Annotated in this window: 21 protein-coding genes and 4 pseudogenes; 9 read left to right on the forward strand and 16 right to left on the reverse strand. The window is 58.5% G+C overall.

The features are described 5' to 3' along the window. From ACZ9BX_RS34565 to ACZ9BX_RS34590, 6 genes and pseudogenes are all read left to right on the forward strand, one after another. Entirely contained in the window at nt 1-975 is a 975-nt protein-coding gene (locus ACZ9BX_RS34565; RefSeq protein ID WP_476223128.1) for a sll0787 family AIR synthase-like protein, read from the forward strand. Next, a complete protein-coding gene (locus tag ACZ9BX_RS34570) occupies nt 972-2141 on the forward strand; it encodes an MSMEG_0565 family glycosyltransferase (protein ID WP_476222866.1) in 1170 nt (389 codons plus the stop codon). The genes ACZ9BX_RS34565 and ACZ9BX_RS34570 overlap by 4 nt, the downstream gene beginning before the upstream one ends. Next, nucleotides 2134-2421, forward strand: coding sequence for an MSMEG_0570 family nitrogen starvation response protein (locus tag ACZ9BX_RS34575; RefSeq protein WP_476222867.1), 288 nt, complete (start codon nt 2134-2136; stop codon nt 2419-2421). The genes ACZ9BX_RS34570 and ACZ9BX_RS34575 overlap by 8 nt, the downstream gene beginning before the upstream one ends. 11 nt (nt 2422-2432) lie before the next feature. After that, nucleotides 2433-3710: an MSMEG_0569 family flavin-dependent oxidoreductase gene (locus tag ACZ9BX_RS34580; protein WP_476222868.1), complete on the forward strand. Its 1278-nt coding sequence runs from the start codon at nt 2433-2435 to the stop codon at nt 3708-3710. 2 nt (nt 3711-3712) lie between these two features. Continuing rightward, nucleotides 3713-4573, forward strand: coding sequence for a Pnap_2097 family protein (locus ACZ9BX_RS34585; RefSeq protein ID WP_476222869.1), 861 nt, complete (start codon nt 3713-3715; stop codon nt 4571-4573). A gap of 294 nt (nt 4574-4867) precedes the next feature. Continuing rightward, nucleotides 4868-5005 (forward strand): annotated as a pseudogene (locus ACZ9BX_RS34590) (IS3 family transposase); the annotation flags it as partial. 41 nt (nt 5006-5046) lie between these two features. Here ACZ9BX_RS34590 and ACZ9BX_RS34595 read toward each other — a convergent pair. The 4 genes and pseudogenes from ACZ9BX_RS34595 to ACZ9BX_RS34610 form a co-directional block, all read right to left on the reverse strand. Further along, a pseudogene (locus tag ACZ9BX_RS34595) lies at nt 5047-5226 on the reverse strand (transposase); the annotation flags it as partial. 1514 nt (nt 5227-6740) lie between these two features. Next, nucleotides 6741-7379, reverse strand: a complete 639-nt coding sequence (locus ACZ9BX_RS34600; RefSeq protein ID WP_476222870.1) for an RES family NAD+ phosphorylase — start codon at nt 7377-7379, stop codon at nt 6741-6743. After that, nucleotides 7379-7999: a DNA-binding protein gene (locus ACZ9BX_RS34605; RefSeq protein ID WP_476222871.1), complete on the reverse strand. Its 621-nt coding sequence runs from the start codon at nt 7997-7999 to the stop codon at nt 7379-7381. Before ACZ9BX_RS34605 ends, ACZ9BX_RS34600 begins: the two co-directional genes overlap by 1 nt. A 142-nt stretch (nt 8000-8141) precedes the next feature. Further along, nucleotides 8142-8291 (reverse strand): annotated as a pseudogene (locus ACZ9BX_RS34610) (IS6 family transposase); the annotation flags it as partial. A 191-nt stretch (nt 8292-8482) separates the two neighbouring features. On the opposite strand from ACZ9BX_RS34610, the gene ACZ9BX_RS34615 reads away from it, so the two are divergent. Both ACZ9BX_RS34615 and ACZ9BX_RS34620 read left to right on the forward strand, forming a co-directional pair. Continuing rightward, nucleotides 8483-9157 (forward strand): L,D-transpeptidase, encoded by a 675-nt coding sequence (locus ACZ9BX_RS34615; RefSeq protein WP_476222872.1) that lies wholly within the window; start codon nt 8483-8485, stop codon nt 9155-9157. Nucleotides 9158-9170: 13 nt separating this feature from the next. Next, nucleotides 9171-9707 carry an OmpA family protein gene (locus ACZ9BX_RS34620; protein ID WP_476222873.1) on the forward strand — a complete coding sequence of 179 codons (537 nt, stop codon included), beginning with the start codon at nt 9171-9173 and terminating at the stop codon, nt 9705-9707. Between the two features lie 286 nt (nt 9708-9993). On the opposite strand, the gene ACZ9BX_RS34625 is transcribed toward ACZ9BX_RS34620, so the two are convergent. The 3 genes and pseudogenes from ACZ9BX_RS34625 to ACZ9BX_RS34635 form a co-directional block, all read right to left on the reverse strand. Further along, complete coding sequence (locus ACZ9BX_RS34625) at nt 9994-10239, reverse strand: prevent-host-death protein (RefSeq protein ID WP_476222874.1); 246 nt, start codon at nt 10237-10239, stop codon at nt 9994-9996. Nucleotides 10240-10415: 176 nt separating this feature from the next. Then, nucleotides 10416-10913 carry a P-loop nucleotide/nucleoside kinase family protein gene (locus ACZ9BX_RS34630; RefSeq protein WP_476222875.1) on the reverse strand — a complete coding sequence of 166 codons (498 nt, stop codon included), beginning with the start codon at nt 10911-10913 and terminating at the stop codon, nt 10416-10418. A gap of 118 nt (nt 10914-11031) precedes the next feature. After that, nucleotides 11032-11777, reverse strand: a pseudogene (locus ACZ9BX_RS34635) (carbon-nitrogen hydrolase family protein). Nucleotides 11778-11937: 160 nt separating this feature from the next. Between ACZ9BX_RS34635 and ACZ9BX_RS34640 the strand changes: the two are divergent. Beyond that, nucleotides 11938-12147, forward strand: a complete 210-nt coding sequence (locus ACZ9BX_RS34640) for a cold-shock protein (RefSeq protein ID WP_027509204.1) — start codon at nt 11938-11940, stop codon at nt 12145-12147. A 275-nt stretch (nt 12148-12422) separates the two neighbouring features. On the opposite strand, the gene ACZ9BX_RS34645 is transcribed toward ACZ9BX_RS34640, so the two are convergent. The 9 genes from ACZ9BX_RS34645 to ACZ9BX_RS34685 all read right to left on the reverse strand — a co-directional run bounded on the left by ACZ9BX_RS34645 (nt 12423) and on the right by ACZ9BX_RS34685 (nt 20037). Next, complete coding sequence (locus ACZ9BX_RS34645; protein WP_476222876.1) at nt 12423-12563, reverse strand: hypothetical protein; 141 nt, start codon at nt 12561-12563, stop codon at nt 12423-12425. Between the two features lie 21 nt (nt 12564-12584). Then, entirely contained in the window at nt 12585-12986 is a 402-nt protein-coding gene (locus ACZ9BX_RS34650) for a hypothetical protein (RefSeq protein WP_132567258.1), read from the reverse strand. A gap of 291 nt (nt 12987-13277) precedes the next feature. Then, complete coding sequence (locus tag ACZ9BX_RS34655) at nt 13278-14168, reverse strand: LysR substrate-binding domain-containing protein (protein WP_476222877.1); 891 nt, start codon at nt 14166-14168, stop codon at nt 13278-13280. A 275-nt stretch (nt 14169-14443) separates the two neighbouring features. Then, entirely contained in the window at nt 14444-15178 is a 735-nt protein-coding gene (locus tag ACZ9BX_RS34660; RefSeq protein ID WP_476222878.1) for an MOSC domain-containing protein, read from the reverse strand. Nucleotides 15179-15180: 2 nt separating this feature from the next. Next, nucleotides 15181-16191 carry a GlxA family transcriptional regulator gene (locus ACZ9BX_RS34665; RefSeq protein ID WP_476223129.1) on the reverse strand — a complete coding sequence of 337 codons (1011 nt, stop codon included), beginning with the start codon at nt 16189-16191 and terminating at the stop codon, nt 15181-15183. A 97-nt stretch (nt 16192-16288) separates the two neighbouring features. Further along, the gene (locus tag ACZ9BX_RS34670; protein WP_476222879.1) at nt 16289-17140 is read right to left on the reverse strand and encodes an ABC transporter permease; all 852 of its coding nucleotides are present in this window, start codon (nt 17138-17140) and stop codon (nt 16289-16291) included. Continuing rightward, nucleotides 17137-17985, reverse strand: a complete 849-nt coding sequence (locus ACZ9BX_RS34675; RefSeq protein ID WP_476222880.1) for an ABC transporter permease — start codon at nt 17983-17985, stop codon at nt 17137-17139. Before ACZ9BX_RS34675 ends, ACZ9BX_RS34670 begins: the two co-directional genes overlap by 4 nt. A gap of 22 nt (nt 17986-18007) precedes the next feature. Continuing rightward, nucleotides 18008-19099 (reverse strand): quaternary amine ABC transporter ATP-binding protein, encoded by a 1092-nt coding sequence (locus ACZ9BX_RS34680; protein WP_132567268.1) that lies wholly within the window; start codon nt 19097-19099, stop codon nt 18008-18010. A 92-nt stretch (nt 19100-19191) separates the two neighbouring features. Continuing rightward, nucleotides 19192-20037, reverse strand: coding sequence for a glycine betaine ABC transporter substrate-binding protein (locus ACZ9BX_RS34685; protein ID WP_476222881.1), 846 nt, complete (start codon nt 20035-20037; stop codon nt 19192-19194). Nucleotides 20038-20071: the final 34 nt, after the last annotated feature.

Here is a 20071-nt window from a genome sequence, read left to right on the forward strand (position 1 = left end):
ATGGGCGAGATCGACATCAGGGCACTAGCGGAAAGACTCTCGGCAAGCAGCGGCATTGCTGCCAAGCATGATATCGGCACGATCGCGGCATTGCTCGGCCTGCACGGGCAGCAGGATGCTGTCGGCGATGATTGCGCCGCGCTGCCCGACGGTGACGGCTATCTGCTCTTTGCCATCGAAGGGTTCATGAACGAGTTCGTCGCCGCCGATCCGTGGTTTGCCGGCTGGTGCGGCATCATGGTCAATATTTCCGACATCGTCGCCATGGGCGGCCGGCCGATCGCCGTGGTCGATGCCGTCTGGGCTGATGGCGAGGAGGGCGCGGTCCCCGTTCTGGAAGGCATGCGGGCGGCATCGGCCACCTTCGGCGTGCCGATCGTCGGCGGCCACACCAATATCCGCACCGATCGCGGCCAATTATCCGTCGCCATTCTCGGCCGTGCCCATAAGCTGCTCACGAGTTTCGATGCACGGCCGGGCGATGTGCTCGTGGCGGCCATCGACCATCGCGGCCGCTATCGTGAACCCTTCAACAACTGGGAAGCGGCCACCGATGCCCCGCCGGTCCGCCTGCGCGGCGACCTCGAGTTACTGCCCGAGATAGCCGAGGCTGGGCTGGCGCTTTCCGCCAAGGACATCAGCCAGGGCGGTATCGTCGGCACGGCCATCATGCTGGCCGAATGTTCGCGTGTCGGCATCGATATCGATGTCTCCGCCATCCCCCTGCCCGCCGGTGTTAGCCTCGATCGCTGGCTCGCCACCTTTCCGAGCTTCGGCTACCTGCTCGCCGTCGCACCGGAACATGTCGCCGATGTCGTCACGCGCTTCAACGCGCGCGGCATCAGCGCTGCGGTTATCGGCACCGTCGTGGCTGGCGCCGAAGTCGCGCTGGTCGATGGCAAGAGCCGCGCAGTTGTACGCAATCATGCCGAAACACCACTGCTGCAGCTCGGCCGACGGGAGGTTGCCGCATGAGCCACCCGTCGGACCGAACCCTGCGCATTGCCATGCTGACCCATTCCACCAATCCGCGTGGCGGCGTGGTGCATGCCATGCAGCTCTCCGAAGCGCTGGCGGCCTTGGGCCATGATGTGGTCCTGCATGCGCCGGACGCCAAGGGAACGGGCTTTTGCCGCACACCGTCTTGCGGCACGGCGTGCATTGCCGCGGGGCCAGCGCCCACAGAGATGACGGCCATGGTCGAACAGCGGATCGCAGACTACATCGACTATTTCCGCAGAACTGGAACCGGCGGCTTCGATCTCTTCCACGCCCATGACGGGATTTCCGGCAACGCGCTGGCGACCCTCAAGGCGGAAGGCCTGGTCACCCGCTTTGCCCGCACCGTCCACCATATCGACCAGTTCGCCGATCCGCGACTGATGGCGCTGCAGGATCGATCTATCGACAAGGCAGATGTGCTCTTCACCGTCAGCGCTCATTGGCAGAAGATCCTGCAAGACAGACGCGGCATCCCCTCGACGGTCGTTGGCAACGGCGTCGACATGGAGCGTTACGCACCCACCTGGAACGGCGAGCAGACCGCCCTTCGCGACCGGCTGAAACTGCACGCCGGACCGGTCTTTCTTTCGATCGGCGGCATCGAAGCGCGCAAGAACACGCTCGGCATCCTGGAAGCCTTCCGCCAATTGCGCGCAGTGCGGCCGGACGCCCAGCTGATCGTCGCCGGCGGTGCCTCACTGCTGGATCACCGCGACTATCATGAGGAATTCCGCTCCGCCCTTGCAGCACAGCACGATCACGCCCAGGCCGTCCACATCATCGGCCCCGTGCCGGATGCGGACATGCCCAACCTCTACCGACTAGCCGATGCGCTGGTCTTTCCGTCCTTGAAGGAAGGCTTTGGCTTGGTGGTGCTGGAGGCGATGGCAAGCGGTATCCCCGTGATCATCCCGTCCGTCGCGCCCTTCACCGAATATCTCGGGACTGATGAGGCGATCTGGTGCGACCCGCACCATCCGGCCTCTATTGCCGAGGCCATGGCTCTTGGCCTGATCCCGGAACTGCGCGACCGGCTGATCCCGCGGGGGCTCGAGGTTGCCGCCCGGTTTAGCTGGCCACAGACCGCCGCGCAGCATCTGTCAACATATGCGACAATGATGGAGGCCGCCCATGCCTGAAATGCGCTTCGTCATTACCTGGCCCGATGGCCGCAAGGAGACCTGCTACTCGCCCTCACTGGTGATCAAGGACTATTTCGCCGAGGGCCAAAACTATCCGCTGTCCGACTTTCTCGATCGCAGCCGCACGGCACTCATCATCGCCAGCAACAGGGTCAAGGCAAAATATGGCTACCCCTGTTCGCTGGCGCTCAGCCAACTGTCGCGCATCGAACAGGCCGCCACTGCCTATCTCACCGACGCAGAGGCCGAAGTCCGCTGCGAAAGCTTCATCCTTTGAAAGGACCCACCATGACCACACGACCATCCCTCAAGAGCCACTACAGCGCGGTCGTCATCGGCGGTGGTCAGGCCGGACTCTCGGCCTCCCACTATCTGAAGAAGCACAGCATTGATCACGTGGTCTTTGAAAAGAAGACCGTTGCACATAAATGGAAGAACGAGCGCTGGGATGCCTTCTGCCTGGTAACGCCCAATTGGCAGTGCCAGCTTCCCGACCATCCCTATGACGGCACTGACCCGCATGGCTTCATGGTCAAGGACGAGATTCTCGCCTATGTCGATCGCTTCGTGAAGAAAGTCGATGCGCCAGTCTTCGAGCAAACCAGCGTGATGTCGCTCGAAAAGCAGGCGGACCATTTCCGTGTCGAGACCTCGGCTGGCAGGGTCACCGCCGATGCCGTGGTGATCGCCACTAGCCTCTATGCCGATCCGGCCATTCCGCGTGCCGCCGAACGCCTGCCGGACGAGATCGTCCAGCTTCACACCGCCGCCTATCGCAATCCCAATCACCTGCCGGAGGGCGGCGTCATCGTCGTCGGCTCTGGTCAGTCCGGCTGCCAAATTGCCGAGGATCTGCATCTGGCCGGCCGAGAGGTGCACCTGGTCACCGGCAATGCGCCGCGCTGCGCCCGTTTTTATCGCGGTCGCGATGTTGTCGATTGGCTCGCCGATATCGGCCAATATGACATCACCGTCGAGCATGACGGCATGATCAAGAAGAAGCACGACACCAACCATTACCTGACAGGACGCGACGGCGGCCGCGATATCGACCTGCGCAAATTCGCACTGGAGGGCATGGCGCTGTATGGCCGGATGTCCGGTGTCACCGGCGGCAAGATGCTGTTCGAGTCGAACTTGAAGGCCAATCTCGACGGCGCCGACCGTGTCTACAACGGCATCAATGCCCTGATCGACCGGCATATCGCAGAGAAGAACATCAAAGCACCCGACGGTTCCGTCTATGAACCTGTATGGGAGCCCGAAACCGAGATAACCGATCTCGATTTGAAGGCAGCGGGCGTCACGTCCGTTATTTGGGCCACCGGCTTCAGCCCCGACTGGTCCTTCGTCGGCCTGCCGATCTTCGACGGCAGCACCTATCCGGTGCATCGCCGCGGCGTCACCGCCGTCGACGGTGTCTATGTTCTAGGGCTTCCCTGGCTTTGGACCTGGGGCTCGGGCCGGTTCCTCGGCGTCGGCAAGGATTCCGAACATGTGGTCGAGCATCTCGCCGGTCGACTTTCGGCCCAGACATCGTCTCTCAAGCAATCGATAAACGCCTGATCATGAGCGTAGCCCTTCTCGATTTTCCGCCCGCAGGGCCTTCGGCACGCGACTTGATGGAACGTGCCCTTGATCCGCATATACTCCTCGGCATGCCCCATTTGAATAGCAACGGGCTGTCGGAAACGTGGCTGATGAAGGAGCTCGGCCATCGTCACTGGCTGATGCTTGCGCGTCACCTCGGGATCGACAATGCAGATTTCAGAACGGCCGATGGAGAGGAGGCCTATGCCGCGATCTGTGCAACGTCACTGGCGGATGCGCGCTTCAACGTCGTGCAGGCGAACAACATTCTCACCATCCACTCGAGACTGTCCGCAGTCTCGAAGACCCAGACGTCGACCCGACACGAGTTATCTGTTCACGGCAGAAGCGTCGGCAAGGTCGAATTAATCTCAACCTTCGTTCACAGGAGAATCAAAGGCAACAATCACTCGATAGCACGAGTGGCGTTGCGTGAGGCGCAGGCGCAGCGGTTCGAGTTCAGCCCTCTGGCGCAGAATGCTGCAGATATCCGGAATGGGCGGTTCGGGACGCATTTCGGGTTTCCTGTCCTTGCCAACAAAGCGCTCCGAACCTTTAAGTTTGATCCCAGCACCTCGCAGGAGTTCAATGGCGCAGGACTATTTTACTTTGCCGAGTTTCAAGCAGTAGCCGATCGCGCCTTGGAGAATTGGCTTCCCTCCTCAGGTCCCGTCATTCGAAGAGATGTCTTCTTCCTTGGCAATATCGAGAAAAATGAAAGCGTTTTTTTTGACCTTACTGCTTGTTTTGACAAGCAGAAATCTGCCTATGGGCAACTAAGACGCGAAAATGGGAAAGTGATCGCCAAAATCTTCGTTATGTGGAACATTTTGTGCTGATTTCCTCCATGCTTCCAAAGCGCATTGTTTCCGGCAGGCAGATGGCGTGTTGGGAGAAAGTCGATTGGAGTGTTTGACCGGCGGCAGCTACGATGCGTGCTTTAGGTGTTCATCCTCGCCTCGTTTTAGGTTGCCTGAGGAAGGCCGGATGCTGATTGCAGGCACGATCGGTCGCCCGCTCATTCGCAACCGTCCGGCCAGGTCATTTGAGCGCGGATTTGGACATTCCACGGCAATAGCATCGATCCTGTTGATGGGACGCAGCGATGGGGTAAAGACCTCACGCAGATACTGCACAGCAATTTCCGTCCACACTCGCTCGGATACCAGACCCCGGCAGACTATGCCGGGTGCATCGCCGCAACCGGCCCCAACGCTACGCAAGATGAAAGCTTCGCTTTTCCGCCGGCTGCTCACACCGCGCCACTTGGCCGCCGGACGGTTCTCTGTCCCGCCGAAGCTCGCGGAGCGGCATCAAGCGCCTTCAGCCGCTTCACCTCAGAGACTTCCATGCCGCCGTACTTGGCTTTCCAATTATAAAACGTCGCTTCTGAAATTCCGTGCTTCCGGCAAAGGTCGGCCACCTTCACGCCAGCTTCCTGTTCCTTCGGCATCGCGATAGTCTGCTCTTCCGTAAATATCTGCTTCTTCATTCGTCCGTCCTTTAATAGGCCGGAACGCTAATTCATTCTGGAGGAGATTCGCAGTGACAGGTCAAATTGGTCGCACCCATCAACATTAGTGAATTCAAACGGGTGACCTTTCCCTAGTCGGCGAGACAAGGTGATAGCAGGAACAAAATGAAATACGTTTCAGTCATAGTTTTAACGTTTATGTCGATTTTTTTTGGATGGTTATTCTTTGAAAGGTACTGGAAGTTTCGAGATTGCATATCCCAAGCATTATCCAGTTGCCTCACTCCCGATGGTGATAATCTAACGCAAGGCGGTTCTCTGTGGGCTGGTTTCGCAGGGTTGTTCTTGTTGCTCGCTATGATCTCAGCCTGGCGCGCTTTCCGGAACCGGGATGATGCTGACAAATAGCTGTAGCGGCCTTCGAAATGTGGCAAGCCTGCAACCGGACGGCTGGTTGCCCGCACTAAGTGCAACTGAACCAACTCGTCTGCCACGTCCGGCCAAGTCTATTTGACAGCCTAGGCCATATTCCACGGCAGGTCACATCGACGCTATTGATCGGATGATCGGCGACGCGCATGAGGACGCCGCGAAGGCGGGCCTCCCGGCGATCCGACTCAATCCGTGAGCCTGATGCGGAATGAATGTGGCACGCTCGGCTTGCTAGCTGCGGAGAAATTCCCAGAAGTGTAGCGTTGAACGCCTGTGAAGATTCAATGTTAGCGATATGCCGGCCAGGTAACGACAGATGCCGACCGTGTTGCACGCAAGCAGCAATGATTTCGAGATCGGATGGCGGGCACACCGGGTCGTCATCGCCGGAAAGGGCGCGCAGGGGGTGGCGATCCGTTTGATATCGTCACATAGGTCGGCCCCGGCCGGAGCTACGCAGCAGCCGATATACCCATCGATCGACGTAGCGACAAAACTGTCGAGCACCTTGCCGACAGTGCCGGGTCCGACTGTGTTGAATCTCGGAGTGAACCAGCGTTCGGCGGTCGCGGCGGCTAGTGTCGCAAGACCACTCTCCCGCACAGCCTCAATGCACGCGGCCCAGCTTTCGGCGGTGCCGATCTTCGCCGACGCCACGCATATAACGATCTTGTCCAGACGCTGTCCGGGGTAGATGCTGGGCCACTGCCCCGTTAGGCCTCCGATAGACAGCCACAGTGCCGGACGGCGCCGCGCCCCGCCCGGCAAACGCCGGATCAGGCTTACTTCAATGCGCTGACGCCAATGAAGGCCGCAGCATAATCGAGGCGGAAATCCACGTAGCAATACGCCCGAAACTGTTCAGACAAAACGAAAACCTCTGCCGTCATCGAATCTGCGGCAACCGTTGCGCCCGAAAATTGATGGTGCCCGCCTTGACGGGACTCGAACCGCGGCCCCTCTCGTTGGACAAGCCGCGGCACCGTCACAGATGCGCCAATAGCGCAAGTATGCACCGCACCTTCTCACAAAGCAGCTCATTTATTTCGGACAGGGTATAAGCTCAGTCCTCTTTTCAAACGCGGCTTTTGGCGGTCTTGTCATGCGCCGGGCGATATCGACTTACCATAGCCGTCGAGCAGAGCTGCGACGTCCTTGAGCATGGCCGTCAGGAGCTTTGTTCCGCTGATCGTAATCGCGAGGTCCGCACGCTCGAACAGGGCAATGCAGATCTCGCCGGGATCGTGCCTCGATTGGTAGGCGATGCCATCCGGACTGTCCGGATGATCCCAAAGTGCATCGGCCCATAGCCCGCATGGCTCATACGGACCCGTCGAAATCGCATTGTCCGTGCCGAGCGCCTGTAATCCCGTCCCGTGCATGCGCACGATGCGAAGTTCCCTTTGGGAGCTGAGTTCAGTTGCAGCCCGACCGGTGATCTCCGTTGCAGCCACCATCAGGCGCTGCGGATTGCGCAGGATCGTCTCTGCCAATGCGCCGCTTCGGGTCATTCCGACATAGAGAATTCCGAAGCGACCGCTCACGCTGTCGAAGCGGTTGGTTGGAGCGATGCCTTTTCCCGGTCCGAAGAAGATCGGGGAGAACGTCGAACGGTGGATGCGATGAAGACGCTGTCCTGCGGGCAATATGTCGATCGGCAGGGACTTGGTGTTGAGCCAGGCAGGAGGTGGCAGGGCAGCGCCGGAAGGACCACGCTGTCGGATGCGTCCCGCCGGCATCAGGCAAAGCCATCCGATCCATTGGCACGGACAAGCCGCAGGACCGCGTCCGGCTCGCCGCTGCGCAGCATCTCTAGGGGCGAGCGTCCGCCAAGCGCCGTGTCAGGCGCCAGCAAAAAGTCCAGTGTCGCCCAGGGACCTGCCGATGCAAAGCCACGCACGACATCGGCGATCCCGGCAACCACCTCACCCTCATCGAACTGGCGAGCAGGGTAGCGCCAGTCACTTCCTTCGCGCACAGCCAGCATGGTATTCGACCGCCGTCTCTTGTCGACCGCCTGTCTGGTGATACCCAGCGTCCGTCCGGCCTCGTCTGCGGACAATACGCCGCCGGCGAGCTTGAGCAGGCGCTGGCGATGTTCGACATTCCGGGCCAGCGCCGGGACCAGCGGATCGAGATCGGTCACTGCCGATCCAATGATATCGGAGCGGCTGAGAAGCTGGGCGAGGGAGCCGGCGTCGGTCGGAGCGGCGAGCGCGTCCGTCAGGATCTTCGTCGACACATTCGCGGAAATGCGCTCCAATGCCGACATCGCCCGACGGAGGAAAGCTGCCTGGACGGAATCTGGATCGGCATGAATGTTGAGCACCAGGCTCGAAGCTGCATGTTCACGGGCCATGTCGGCCTCCTTTTGGTTGTCGTAGTATTTATATGGTGAATACATCTACGAAGTCAACTTTCTTGACGCGCCCCGTGGTCATGAGGAGGGCTTGTCGCAAAGATTGAGGCGGCCGAAGTTATCCCCTGAAAGGGTTGTCTTTTCATGCTTTGTTAACATTTTGCAGTCCGAAGAGGCGCGCAAGTAGATCGTTCTGGTCGTTGACCGTCCAGTCGCCGGAACGACCGAAGCCTTTCCTCAGCCACAGCATCGCTTCAAAACCCGCGATTGTTTGCCGCGCCGTTTTGAACGCTTCGGCATGTTCAAGCAATCCATGCACTTGTCGGGCGTAATGTTATCCTGAGTAACGATCAGGGCGATGCAGATCCAGGACAGCCGCAACTCGATCTCGGTCTTTTGGAAGGAGAGGAGTTTTCTGTTGTGGCAAATGAAAAATCTGATTTACTGGCACTTCGCTGGTTGGCTTTCAGGGGGATATTGCCGATGGTGCAGACGCGCAGGGATATTTTGCTTGGTAGTTTGGCGTTACTTGGCACCGGCGCGGTCCAGAAACCGGCACTCGCCCTGCCCTCTTCCTATTTTGCCGGCACCGCCGTCGACAATGGGGTGACGTTCCGAAAGACCAACTTCGCCAAGATCGACAAGCAATGGCACCGCCAGGTTGTCAAATATTTCAGCAGTGAGCCGGTCGGCACCGTTGTTGTCGATACAAGGCACCATTTTCTCTACGTGATCATGGAGAACAAGACAGCCATCCGCTATGGCGTCGGCGTCGGCCGCGAGGGCTTCAAATGGTTTGGCCGCGCCACGATCGACCGCAAATCGCTTTGGCCGCGCTGGACGCCACCGCCGGAGATGCGCAAGCGCCATCCCGAGCTGCCCGAATTCGTGGCGGGAGGCTCGCCGAAGAATCCACTCGGCCCCCGCGCCATGTACCTGCTTCGCGACGGCGTCGACACCGGCTATCGCTTCCATGGCACGCTGGAGCCGGGGAGCATCGGTAAGGATGCCTCCAGCGGTTGTATCCGCATGTTCAACGAAGACGCCATCGATCTTTACCAGCGTTGCCCCGTCGGCACCGCTGTGCAGGTTTTGCCGCATATTGCCGACCAGGCTGAAAATGCCGCTCAGGTCAGTGTAACAACCCCGGTCGAATGAGGAATACCACCTGATGTCTCCTACGACCGGATACGCGGGACGCCTTGTGGCCGCGGCCATGCTCCTTGCGCTCGCCGCCTGCACCACCACCGATATCGCCTCCGTGGAAGAACCTGCTGCGGCGCCAATGACCGGTCAGACCAACGATCCAGCGCCCGGTTTCGAGAACATCACGGCTGGCAGCGAAGAGGATTTTATCCTCAATGTCGGCCGACGGATCTACTTCACGCAGGACTCTGCCACGCTCGATTCCGTCGCCATGGCAACGTTGGATAACCAAGCCACTTGGCTCAACAAGAACCCGAGTTGGCTGCTCAAGCTGCAGGGATTTGCCGACGATTCCGGTTCCGCGTCTAAAATGGAGGCGCTGTCGCAGCAGCGCGCCGATGCGGCAATGGCCTATCTCGCCTCGAAGGGCGTGGACGCCAGGCGAATGTGGGCCAAGGGTTACGGCAAGGACCGCGACGTCCGCGACTGCACGGAGCGCTCGTGCAAGGTGCAGAACCGGCGCGTCGTTTCCAATCTGCGCACCCAGCGCGAGGGAGTCTGATCGCACGTTGCCTGTGCCTCTTTCTGCGATTCGTCATCCCTGGCAAATTCTTCGAGAACGACGTCAAACAGCCCTCGTTGCCCAGGCGCGACGGCATTCCATTTGGCTGGCAAGAGAAAGCCGGTCCGCGTCGGGCAATTGCGATGTGGCGGGAAACAGAAATACCGCTCCCGGCGCCGCCGCGGTGCGAACGACGACGCAAACGGGCCTCGCCTTGCGGCCGGACTCTTCACCCGAGGGAGCCTGGCCTTTCCACAGGTAGAAAGAGTGGACGATCTGCCCAGGGTTAAGCATTGTCGCCCTCGATAGTTGCCTCAAGACCAGTCATAAGTTCCTCGTGGATTTCTTCGGGAGCATCCATAAGGCCGTATGCAACGGTGTGGGAACGACCGATGAGCTTTCGGTATTGCTCAGCGGTAAGGATGACGAGCTTGTCCTTACCGCGCTTCGTCAGGGTGACAGGTTCGACCAACGCCGCCCCCAGGATTTCCCTCGAAGCGCGGTTCATATCTGAGAAGGTGAATTGCTTCATGGCCCACGTCTCCCTACTGAATTACGCATTCTATGCAATTTATGCAATTGGAATGGCGATCGTTGCCCGGCCGTTCGTCACCTAAATCAAAAGCAGCGAGGAGCATTCGAAACCTCCTCGCTGCTGACGATGATCTATTTCGGCCGACGGTTGGCTTTCAGGCTAGCCGCATCGCGTCATCCGCCATTCAATCGCACGACCAGTTCGTCAACGGCAGCCTCCACGGTTTTCGACGCGCTATCGATGACAATCGGGCCGTGCCATTCGTCATACGCTCTTTCGGAAACTTCTTGCCATGTCGGCTTCACGAGACCTTCGACGTCGGTGACGCGTGTTTCAACACGCTTGCGGTGCTCCGCTCCATCAGAGCATACCACCTCGACCTCCACCGCCGTCACGCCAGCAGCTTGCGCGACTGCAAGCCAAGATACTCGGGTTATTTGGAGGGGATTGACGGAGTCCGCGATGACCGTTCTGCCGAGGGCCAGATTATCTCCGGCAATGCCGTAAGCAACGATGTAGCCTGCAGGTCCAACGTCATCTGCCACTCCGGAAGCGCGGATTGCTTGCTCGATGGTATCGACGCGCACATGGATAGCATTCAGCCGCTGCGCCAAAGCGCGGGCAATCGTCGTCTTTCCACTGCCAGGCAGACCGCCGAAGATAATGAGCATGAGGTGACCGTGGAATAGGTTGCCGTAAATTCCCGTCAAAACTCAGCTTACCGACTTCCAGCGCACGATCAACGACCGAATTCACGTGATGGGGACCATTCATCGACTCATCGAGCCGTCACTCGCCGCAAGGGATATCGAACAACAGCAGTCCCGGTTCGCCAAGGGAAAGCTGCGCCACAACTTGGCCTTCCGGGTTCAGGATAGCCGTTGGTCCCCAGGCAATACGCCCGTCACGCTCGCCGGTCACGTCTGCGGATACAAGCCATAGCCCCGTCTCTCGGCATCGATCACCTCGCACGGCATTGTGCAAATCCTTGAAAGCCTCCGCCTTTTGACGTGGCATCATGTTGTTTGCGCAGCAGACAATCAGCGATGCTCCAAGATCGGCGACCTTCCGCGCCACCTCGGGAAAGTTGGTGTCGTAAGAGACGTTAATCCCGAAAGGCAGGCCATCGACTTCGAAGACAGGGGTGTCATCTCCTGCGTCGAACACCGCCCGCCCGCCATCCAGATGCTGCTGCTTGCGATAGCGGCCGACAAGGACCCCCGCATTTCACGACGACGGCGGTATTGAATATTCGCCCATCCTCTATCTCGATTAAGCCGAGGACGATCATCGGTCGCGCTTTGGAGAGCCGTCTCAACACGGAACAGAAGACGTCTGATCGGAGATCGACGGCGACCCGTCGGACTGAGAGTTCTTCGGTCAGATAGCCCTGAAGAAAGCACTCCGGGAAGCAGATCAGAGACGTGTTGTTCTCCTCGGCCTGACCCACAGCATCAATCGCATGTTGGGTCGCGGCTTCAATCTGGTCTCGGAATTCAGGCGTCTGGGCCGCAGCAATCCCGTACGGTCTTCATGATAACTGGCCTCGCTCCACGTCCGGTATCCAAATGGCCCATCAACATTCCGATCGCGGATATTCACGCAAATGACACGATGGCACTGATGTGGCCCCTTGCCAACGCACGACCCTTCTTCCAATGTATTTGCAAGAGGCTTCCAGAGACGAGGATCAAAATGCCAACGGGAACCGTGAAGTTCTTCAACCAAGCCAAGGGCTTTGGCTTTATTCAGCCGGACGACGGATCGACCGACACGTTCGTTCATATCTCCGCCGTCGAGCGCTCGGGGCTTGCCAGCTTGAGCGAAGGTCAGAAGGTCAGCTACGAGATCGTTCAGGATCGCCGGTCGGGCAAATCGTCCGCCGAGAACCTGAAGGTCCTGTAGATTTCAAATTGTTATCGGCGATTTGCCGGTAACGCTCAGGGAGGCAGGCACGTCAGGAAAGAAGAAAGCTGCAAGCGCCAACGTTGTTCCTGCTCGCAAGCATCGCTTACGGCCGAAACGAGGTGTGCGCCGCGGCGTGCTCGTCAAGGCAAATCGTCAGATCGCACTGCTTGCTGCACTCGCGGCTCTGCTCTTCCTCTTTGTCCTCACGGTCGGCACACTTTTCGACTGAAATGCGCAAACCCTTGGAGTGCGCCCCTGAGGGTGGACAGATATCAGGCCGCTGTTTTGCTAGTCTGCCGCTGACCCTCCAACTGCTGCGGGCTCAGGAACAGGTCGAGCGCCGCAGCGCCTGCCAGGCCCGAGTTCTGGCCCGCCCGGACGATCTTCACGTTTTCCGCGGCCACCGATCCCATCAACGGCGCTCGTCAACCGCCTTATTCGGCAGCTGCCAGAAAGAAGCTGTTTTGTGAGGAAGCGGCGAGAGCATGAACCCTGGCTTCAGTCTTGGCGATCAGCTGATAGAATTCGTCCTGCGCTTCAACATCCAGCTGGATGACAGCGTTGACATCGTCTGGCGTGTCACAGACGCAGGCGACTGCCGAGATAGGACAGATGCCGCCTGGATAGCGTTTCCCGGTGCCGGTATAGGCGCGGCGGCCCCAGCGTTCCGAATAAACTGTCTCTTCGCGGTCGAGGTGCAGAATGGTTCCCTTGCACGCGGTGACGATGGCGGCCTTGCCGTAGGCGAACCAGTGATAGTTCAGCTTCCGCAGAATATATTTGCCGGTGATGTCCTCACCCGCCAGCTCCGCTGGGTCATCAATCATTCTGATCATGCTGGCTACCTCTCATGTCGCGCTAATATCCTTCAGCGTCGCCAGCGCGACAAGATAGAAAAACGTAATATTCGTAGTAGCTTAGTCACAAAGTGTTTCCGATTCTTACACTTCGAGCACCCATTCAGGCGGCTGGTGCTGTTTGGGAAGAGCTGAATCGAGTTGGGGATGAACCGAAAGCGCGTCGTTTCGTGGCCAAGGTTCAAAGGTACGTGGGAAGGCCGAGCCAATGGCATAAATTACCCTGACCTGCGTGTCCGACGAGCTTTTTAGCGACGACTTATCTTTGAACTACTGGTTTGGTTCGAGGTCCCGCGCTTCAACCCTCAGCCACTCGACAAACTGTGCAACACGAGCGTTCTTGGCGCTTCGCGACGGCTCGATGAGGAAGTAGCCGTTTCGTGTAGTGACCGAATGCCCGGTAAGTCTGACCAGAGCTTTCTGATCCAACAGGTTTCTGACCAGACGCTTCCACCCCAATGCAATACCGTGACCGTTCAAGGCTGCGTAGATAGCTTCGGTATAAAAACTGCATCGCAAGCCTGACGGCCGTTTCGGGGCCTGAATCGCAAAGGCGGCGAACCACTCGTCCCATCCGGTCCAGCTTGGATCTTCGGTGTCAGAGCTGATTAGAGGGTGCCGCGTTAACTCGTGCAGGTCTCCAAACTGCTCCAACTGCTCGGCATAATCCGGGCTACAGACCGGAAAAATCTCGTCCTCGAAGAGAAGTTCGGCTCGACCGTCTGGCCACATCCCATTTCCATAACGGATCGCCAAATCGATATCGCTTCCATCGAGGCTTGCAGCATTGTCTTGAGAGATGATCCGAAGCGGTATCTCCGGGTACTTTTTAGAAAATGAGGCGATCTTCGGCAGCAGCCAGAAATGCGAGAAGGCGACGCTGGCCGAAATCGTAAGGCCCTCGTGGCTTTCGTCCCTTTTTATTTCCGCGATCGTGTCAGCCATAAGATTAAAGGCCGTCGTTGTAGCCGCAGAAAGGGTCCGGCCCTTGTCTGTGGCTTCGATCTTTCGATGCAAGCGCCTGAAGAGCGGAACGCCAAGGCCTTCTTCCAGCAGATGGATCTGACGGCTGACGGCTGCTTGCGTGACGCCCAATTCACTCGCCGCCTTGGTGAAGCTCCCTAGCCGGGCAACAGCCTCGAATGCGGTCAATCCGGTCAAAGGAGGGAGCTTTCTACGCAAACTCACCAAGACAACGGACCTCCCATGACCTTAATCGCCAGTCTCTTTAGCATTACATTGCGTTATGTCAAATACGGTTGAGAAATGCCATTGAGGAGGACGATCTGCAGGACTTCATCACGATCGTAGCATAAGGCCAAGTTATAGTCCGAGTTACGGCTCGAACGCGGCAGTGGGCAGATGGAAAACCCGTCCTCTCTCGAACCGTCTAATTCAGGCGCTGAACCCGCCGTGCTGGGCGCCGGTTCCCGGTCTTAAAGAAGCACGGCGTCGCCGACCCTCAAAATGCCTCGATGACCAGGTCGGCAATAGACACCCATATTCCGGTTGCCATACCGAATGACATTCCTGAGTATTTCAGGATCATTCTCGAGGCCTTCCTGAGCGACAATTGTAAACCCACAACGCTTCGTCGGCGCGACTACGGCGTTTGAGACTGCTCCCAGACGGAGCGGCCGACCGATCCAGTCCAACTCGGCAAAGCCTTTGATGCCGATATCAGATTGCACGAATATATTAGGCCTAAATCTCCGGCGGTCTGGATCGCCGTCGGGATGGATGGATTTAAGGTATTCCACAGAAGCGCTTGTGAGCAGATGGAGTGGCGCAACATCATATCGATTGACTGCAAATTCCGTTTCGGCTGTACCGTATCCGGATCGCTCATAGGGTCTCACAGTCACTTCGAAACCGAAGAATGCAGACAAAAGGCCGGCGAGATGGGGTGCGCCGATGGCAAGCCAATCTTGGTCTGGCACTTGGACTTCCACTCCGCCGGCAGCCGTAGTCCTGGATTTGACGAATATGGCTTTATGCCAACGCTGATCGCGTTCGGGATGGGCAACAGTTCCCGTCGCTACCTCCACCAGGGCAAACCGTCGATCACCAACCACTCCGTCGACCGAAACCTCAGCATGATCCAACCTCTCTCCCGCCACTGAGCTTACCGGATAGCGCCAAAGTTCACCGATCCTACCTATTTGACGCACGTTTAATGAACTCCCACGGTCGCAGCGCGAAGCTGGGAGGGAGTCTGTCCGAATAGGCGCTTGAACGTTCTCGTGAAATGAGACGCGTTTTCGAAACCAACGTCGAGGGCAATCTCAATCATCGGCAGTCTTGAATGGGCCAGCAATGATTTTGCACGCTCCATGCGCACACGGGTATAGGCCTGAGCTGGTGACATTCCAGTCTTCTCAAGGAATACGCGCTCGAGTTGGCGCCGCGACAGTCCCACCGACGCCGCCAGCGCCGGGATCGAGATCCCGTCTTCCAGATGCTGTTCCATCGTGATCATCGCAGCTTTCACGCGCGCATCGTCATAATTTTCGTGGAGCGGCCGGCGGGGCTGTACATCCGCTGGAGACCGTGCCTTTTCGATCTGCAAAACCTCCAAGGCGTTTCGCTCAGCCTCCCGGCTGATGTATCGTCGCACGAGTAAGGCAGCCATGTCGGCAGCGCTGCTTCCGCCCACGCAAGACCCGCGCTGGCGATCGAGATTGAAGATCCGATCCGACCGCACCGGAAGATCGGGGAACCTCTCTCGGAAACTCTTGGCATGCAGCCAGCTTACGCACGTCTCATGACGTGTCATCAGTCCGGCATCCGCAAGAATGAACGAACCGGTGCAGAGCCCAATCAGCGGTACCTTCTGGATGGAGGCGCGCTTCAGGAAGGTAACCGTTTCCTGGTCAACAGGCCGCTCCACGCAAAGCAGCCCGCCAACCACGACGATGTAGTTGAAACGGGACGGATCGACGAAGTCCGACGTAGGAGCGACCTGGACACCGCAGCTCGATGTAATCAGATGTCTGGTACTTCCGAGCACCTGCCAATCGGCAAGGACCCTTCCGGAACGATCCGCTTCGTCACTCGCCAGGCGCAAGGTATCGACGAACAGCGCAAAGGCCGAAAGCGTAAACGATCGAGCCAGAACGAAGCCTACCTTAAGACGCTTAGGTGGTACCGCGGCATCTCCGGTTCGGAAATCTTGTGGTCGCATCATCTTGTCTTCCTGGTGCATTTGCTCGCCTGGAGCAGACGTTGACTTGATCCGAAAACTGCGAGCAAGCAGTGTTCATCGATGAAGAAGCTATTTTTCATCTCGGCTTTGAGAGACTGTTGCGATTAAACAGCCCGCGGGACAATCCGTCGAGCAGCAGTGCGACTGCGACGATTGCCAGGCCGGCTCGCAGCCCAAGGCCCATCTCCATACGTGTTAAACCGCGTGTCACCTCTGCACCAAGGCCACCCGCTCCCACGAGACCGGCCAGCACCACCATCGCCAGAGACAAAAGAATGCACTGGTTGAGCCCGACGAGAAGCGTTTGCTTCGCAAGAGGGATCTCGATCTTCCAAAGCACCGATCGCGGATGGGCGCCGATGGCGCTGCCGAGTTCCATGAACTCCTTCGGCACCTGGTTGAATGCCAGTGTCGTCAAACGCAGCATTGGCGGAATGCCATACACGATCGTGGCGATAATTGCCGGTACCCGCCCGAGGCCGAAGATCATGACCGCCGGGATAAGGTAGACCCACGGCGGAACCGTCTGCATCACGTCGAGAACCGGGCGCACCATTGCCTCCAAGGTCTTGTGGCGCGAACATAGCACGCCGATCGGAAACGCGATGAGCACGGATATCAACACAGCAACGGTAACCAGAGCGACGGTCTGCATCGACGCCGCCCATAGCCCCACGATCAGGCAGAAGCAGAGGCAAAGGCCGGCAAGGATCGCGAAGCGGAGGCCAACGGCCACGAATGCCAAGACGATGACAATCACAATCAGCGCATAGGGTGGCACAAAAAGGAGTGCAGCCTCGATTCCCGAAAGGACCGCTTCGACGCCATAACTGATCGCAGCAAACAGTGGATGAAGGTTGGTGTTGAGCCAATCGACTGCCGGTGCCAGGAAGGCGCCGGGGGAAAACTGCAAGATCGAAGGGTTCATGACGTCCTCCCCGCACCGAGGCGCGCTGCGCTCTGGGTTATCCGGTCAAGCACCATGGTGAGAACCACGATGGCGATCGCTCCGTTGATCGAGGTCGCGATGTCGAGCGTTCGGATAGCTCCATAGATGGTTTCCCCCAGCCCGCCGGACCCGACGATGCCTGCGATGACGACCATGCCGAATGCCATCATCAGGCTTTGGTTGATCCCTGCCATGATGCTGGGAAGAGCAAACGGAAGGCGGATCTTGAAGAACATCTGGCCGGGCGTGATGCCGCTTGCCTCGCCGAGCTCGATGAACTCCTTAGGCGTCATTCGGATACCGAGAGAGGTCAGTCGGATAGCTGGAGGCATGGCGACGACGACAGTCGCGATCAGCGCCGTGGCCGGCCCGTAGCCAAGCAGCGCAATCGCAGGCAGCAGGTAGATGTACGGCGGAAGCGTCTGGATCAAATCCAGGCCAGGCTCCATGAAGCGATCCAGGGCGGTGAAGAACCCGGCTGCAATACCGATCGGGATTCCGATGGCCAACGCAAGTACGGTGGCTGTCAGCACCAGAGCCAAGGTGCTCATCGTCTCCGGCCAAAGGCCCATGGAAAAGCAGAGCGCGAGTGCAGCGCCACTCAGGACGGCGAACCAGGCATTGACCAGCCGCCAGCCGACAAGCGCTACGACGAGAGCAACCACATAAAACGGTGGAAGTTCCAGGAGCCACAGGATCGCGTCATAGAGTCCTTCGAGACCCCATCGGACGTAATCGAAAAGGAACTCCCCGTTGTCACTCACCCATTCGAGCGCGGAGTCCGTCCATTCGTCAAAAATATCGGTGAAGCCTGAACTGTCCATGTCATTGAGCTCCAGTGAGGGGTTACGCCGCCGCGAGATCGTTCGTAGAAGTTCCCTTGACGCCCATCAGGAGGCTCCGTGGCGTGACCACGCCGACAACCTGATCGTTGTCTACGACGGCGATGGCATCGCGCTCCGACTGCATCGTCAACGTGATGAGTTCGTCGATGTCGGCATCCGGCGTGGTGCGCGCCAGCGACGAAATGTCTGAGTTTGGCTCGCTCCGCTGAAACTCAGTGACGCTGCGCATGACAGAATGTGCCTTGATCAGATGAAGGCGGGATATGCCGGCAACGAATTCGGCGACGTAGGCGTCGGCGGGATTGAGAATGATCTCCTCGGCCGTGCCGGTCTGAATGATCACACCATCCTTCATGATGGCGATGCGATCGCCGATCCGGATCGCTTCATCCAGATCATGCGTGATGAATACCGCAGACTTGCCGAGCGCCTTGGTCAGTTGCCTGAACTCATCCTGAAGCTGGCGACGGATAAGGGGATCGAGCGCGCTGAACGGCTCGTCCATAAGGATGATTTCGGGGTCGGCAGCGAGCGCGCGGGCAAGACCGACGCGTTGCTGCATGCCGCCGGAAAGTTCCGCGGGATAGCGGGTCACCCAGTCGGCGAGGCCGACCTTCTCCAAAGCCGCACTCGCAGTCTCGTTTCGCTCGGGTTTCGGAATTCCCTGCACCTCAAGGCCAAAGGCCGCGTTTTCGAGCACCGTTCTGTGCGGCAACAGAGCCACGCTTTGAAATACCATTCCGATATTGCGGGCGCGCATCTGCCTAAGATCAGCAGGCGACATGGCAGCCAAGTCGCGTCCCTTCACTAGGACCTTTCCCGCACTCGGCGTGATCAGCTTGTTGAGCAGACGGATGAGCGTCGACTTTCCGCTCCCCGACAGTCCCATGATGCAGAAGATTTCGCCGCGCCGCACCTGGATGCTCGCCTCGGACACGCCGACAACACAGTTGAACTCCTGCAGAACCTGTTTTTTGCTGAGACCGCGCTCAGCGAGGGACTTCATCGCGGCAGAGGACTTGTCTCCGAAGACCTTCCAGAGGGATTGGCAGTCAATCAGGACTTCATTGGTATCGACATTTTCGGTTTTCATAGCGATCCCCTTTGAGCCAGTTGGCGCTGGCTTTTCTCGTTGGCTTCAGGGTGGCCGCCCGACGAGATCGGACGGCCACGACGCGGCCAGTATTACTTGATGTTTTCCCAGCGCTTGATTAGATCGGCATGGGCGCCGATCCAGTCCTGGACAGCCTGGTCCATCGTCTTGCCATCCTTGACCTCGCCATTGATGGTGGTGATGTCGGCGAGTGGAACGTAGACGCTGGCCATCACTTCGCGTGCATGCGGGTTCTCTTCCGAAAAGCCCTTTTGGCCGATCCAGTAGTAGCTCTGCGGCGGCGGGAAGACGCCCTTTGGGTCCTTCAGGTACTTCACCTCGTACTTCTGGACCATCCATGACGGTTCCCAGATCGTCACTGCGACCCATTCCTTGCGGTCATAGGCGGATTTCAGCGCCGCGGTCATCGCGGCCGTGCTGCCTTCGACAAGCTGCAGCTTGATATCGTAGTCCTTGACCGCGTTCGACGTGTCGCGCATTAGGCCGGAGCCCGGCTCGATCCCGATGATCTTGCCGCCGAACTTATCGGCATTTTCGTTGAGCTGTTCGAGCGAATCGATGGGGACGTATTTAGGAACGGCAACGCCCTGGTAGAGACCATGCGAGACGGGCGAAATTTTTTCGAGACGGTTCTTGTTCTTGTCCCAGTAGTCCTGAGCGACGTAGTCCGTCTGAGAGGCGAGAACCTGGATGTCGCCCTTGGCAAGCGCGGCATAGGCAATGCCCCATTCGGAGAACTCGGTCACCTTCACGGTATAGCCGGCGTCCTCAAGAACCTTCTTTGTTATTCCGGTGATGGGCGTCAGGTCTTCCCACGACAGCGTGCCCATGTTGATCGTCTTTTCTTCCGCGTGCGCTGGAAGCATGCTCATTCCGATCATCGCAGCGGCGCAGAGCGCCTTCCACAAAGCCTTCATTGTTCTTACTCCTAGTTCTCGTTCCCATTCTCAT

It is taken from the genome of Rhizobium sp. USDA 3886, assembly GCF_056279785.1.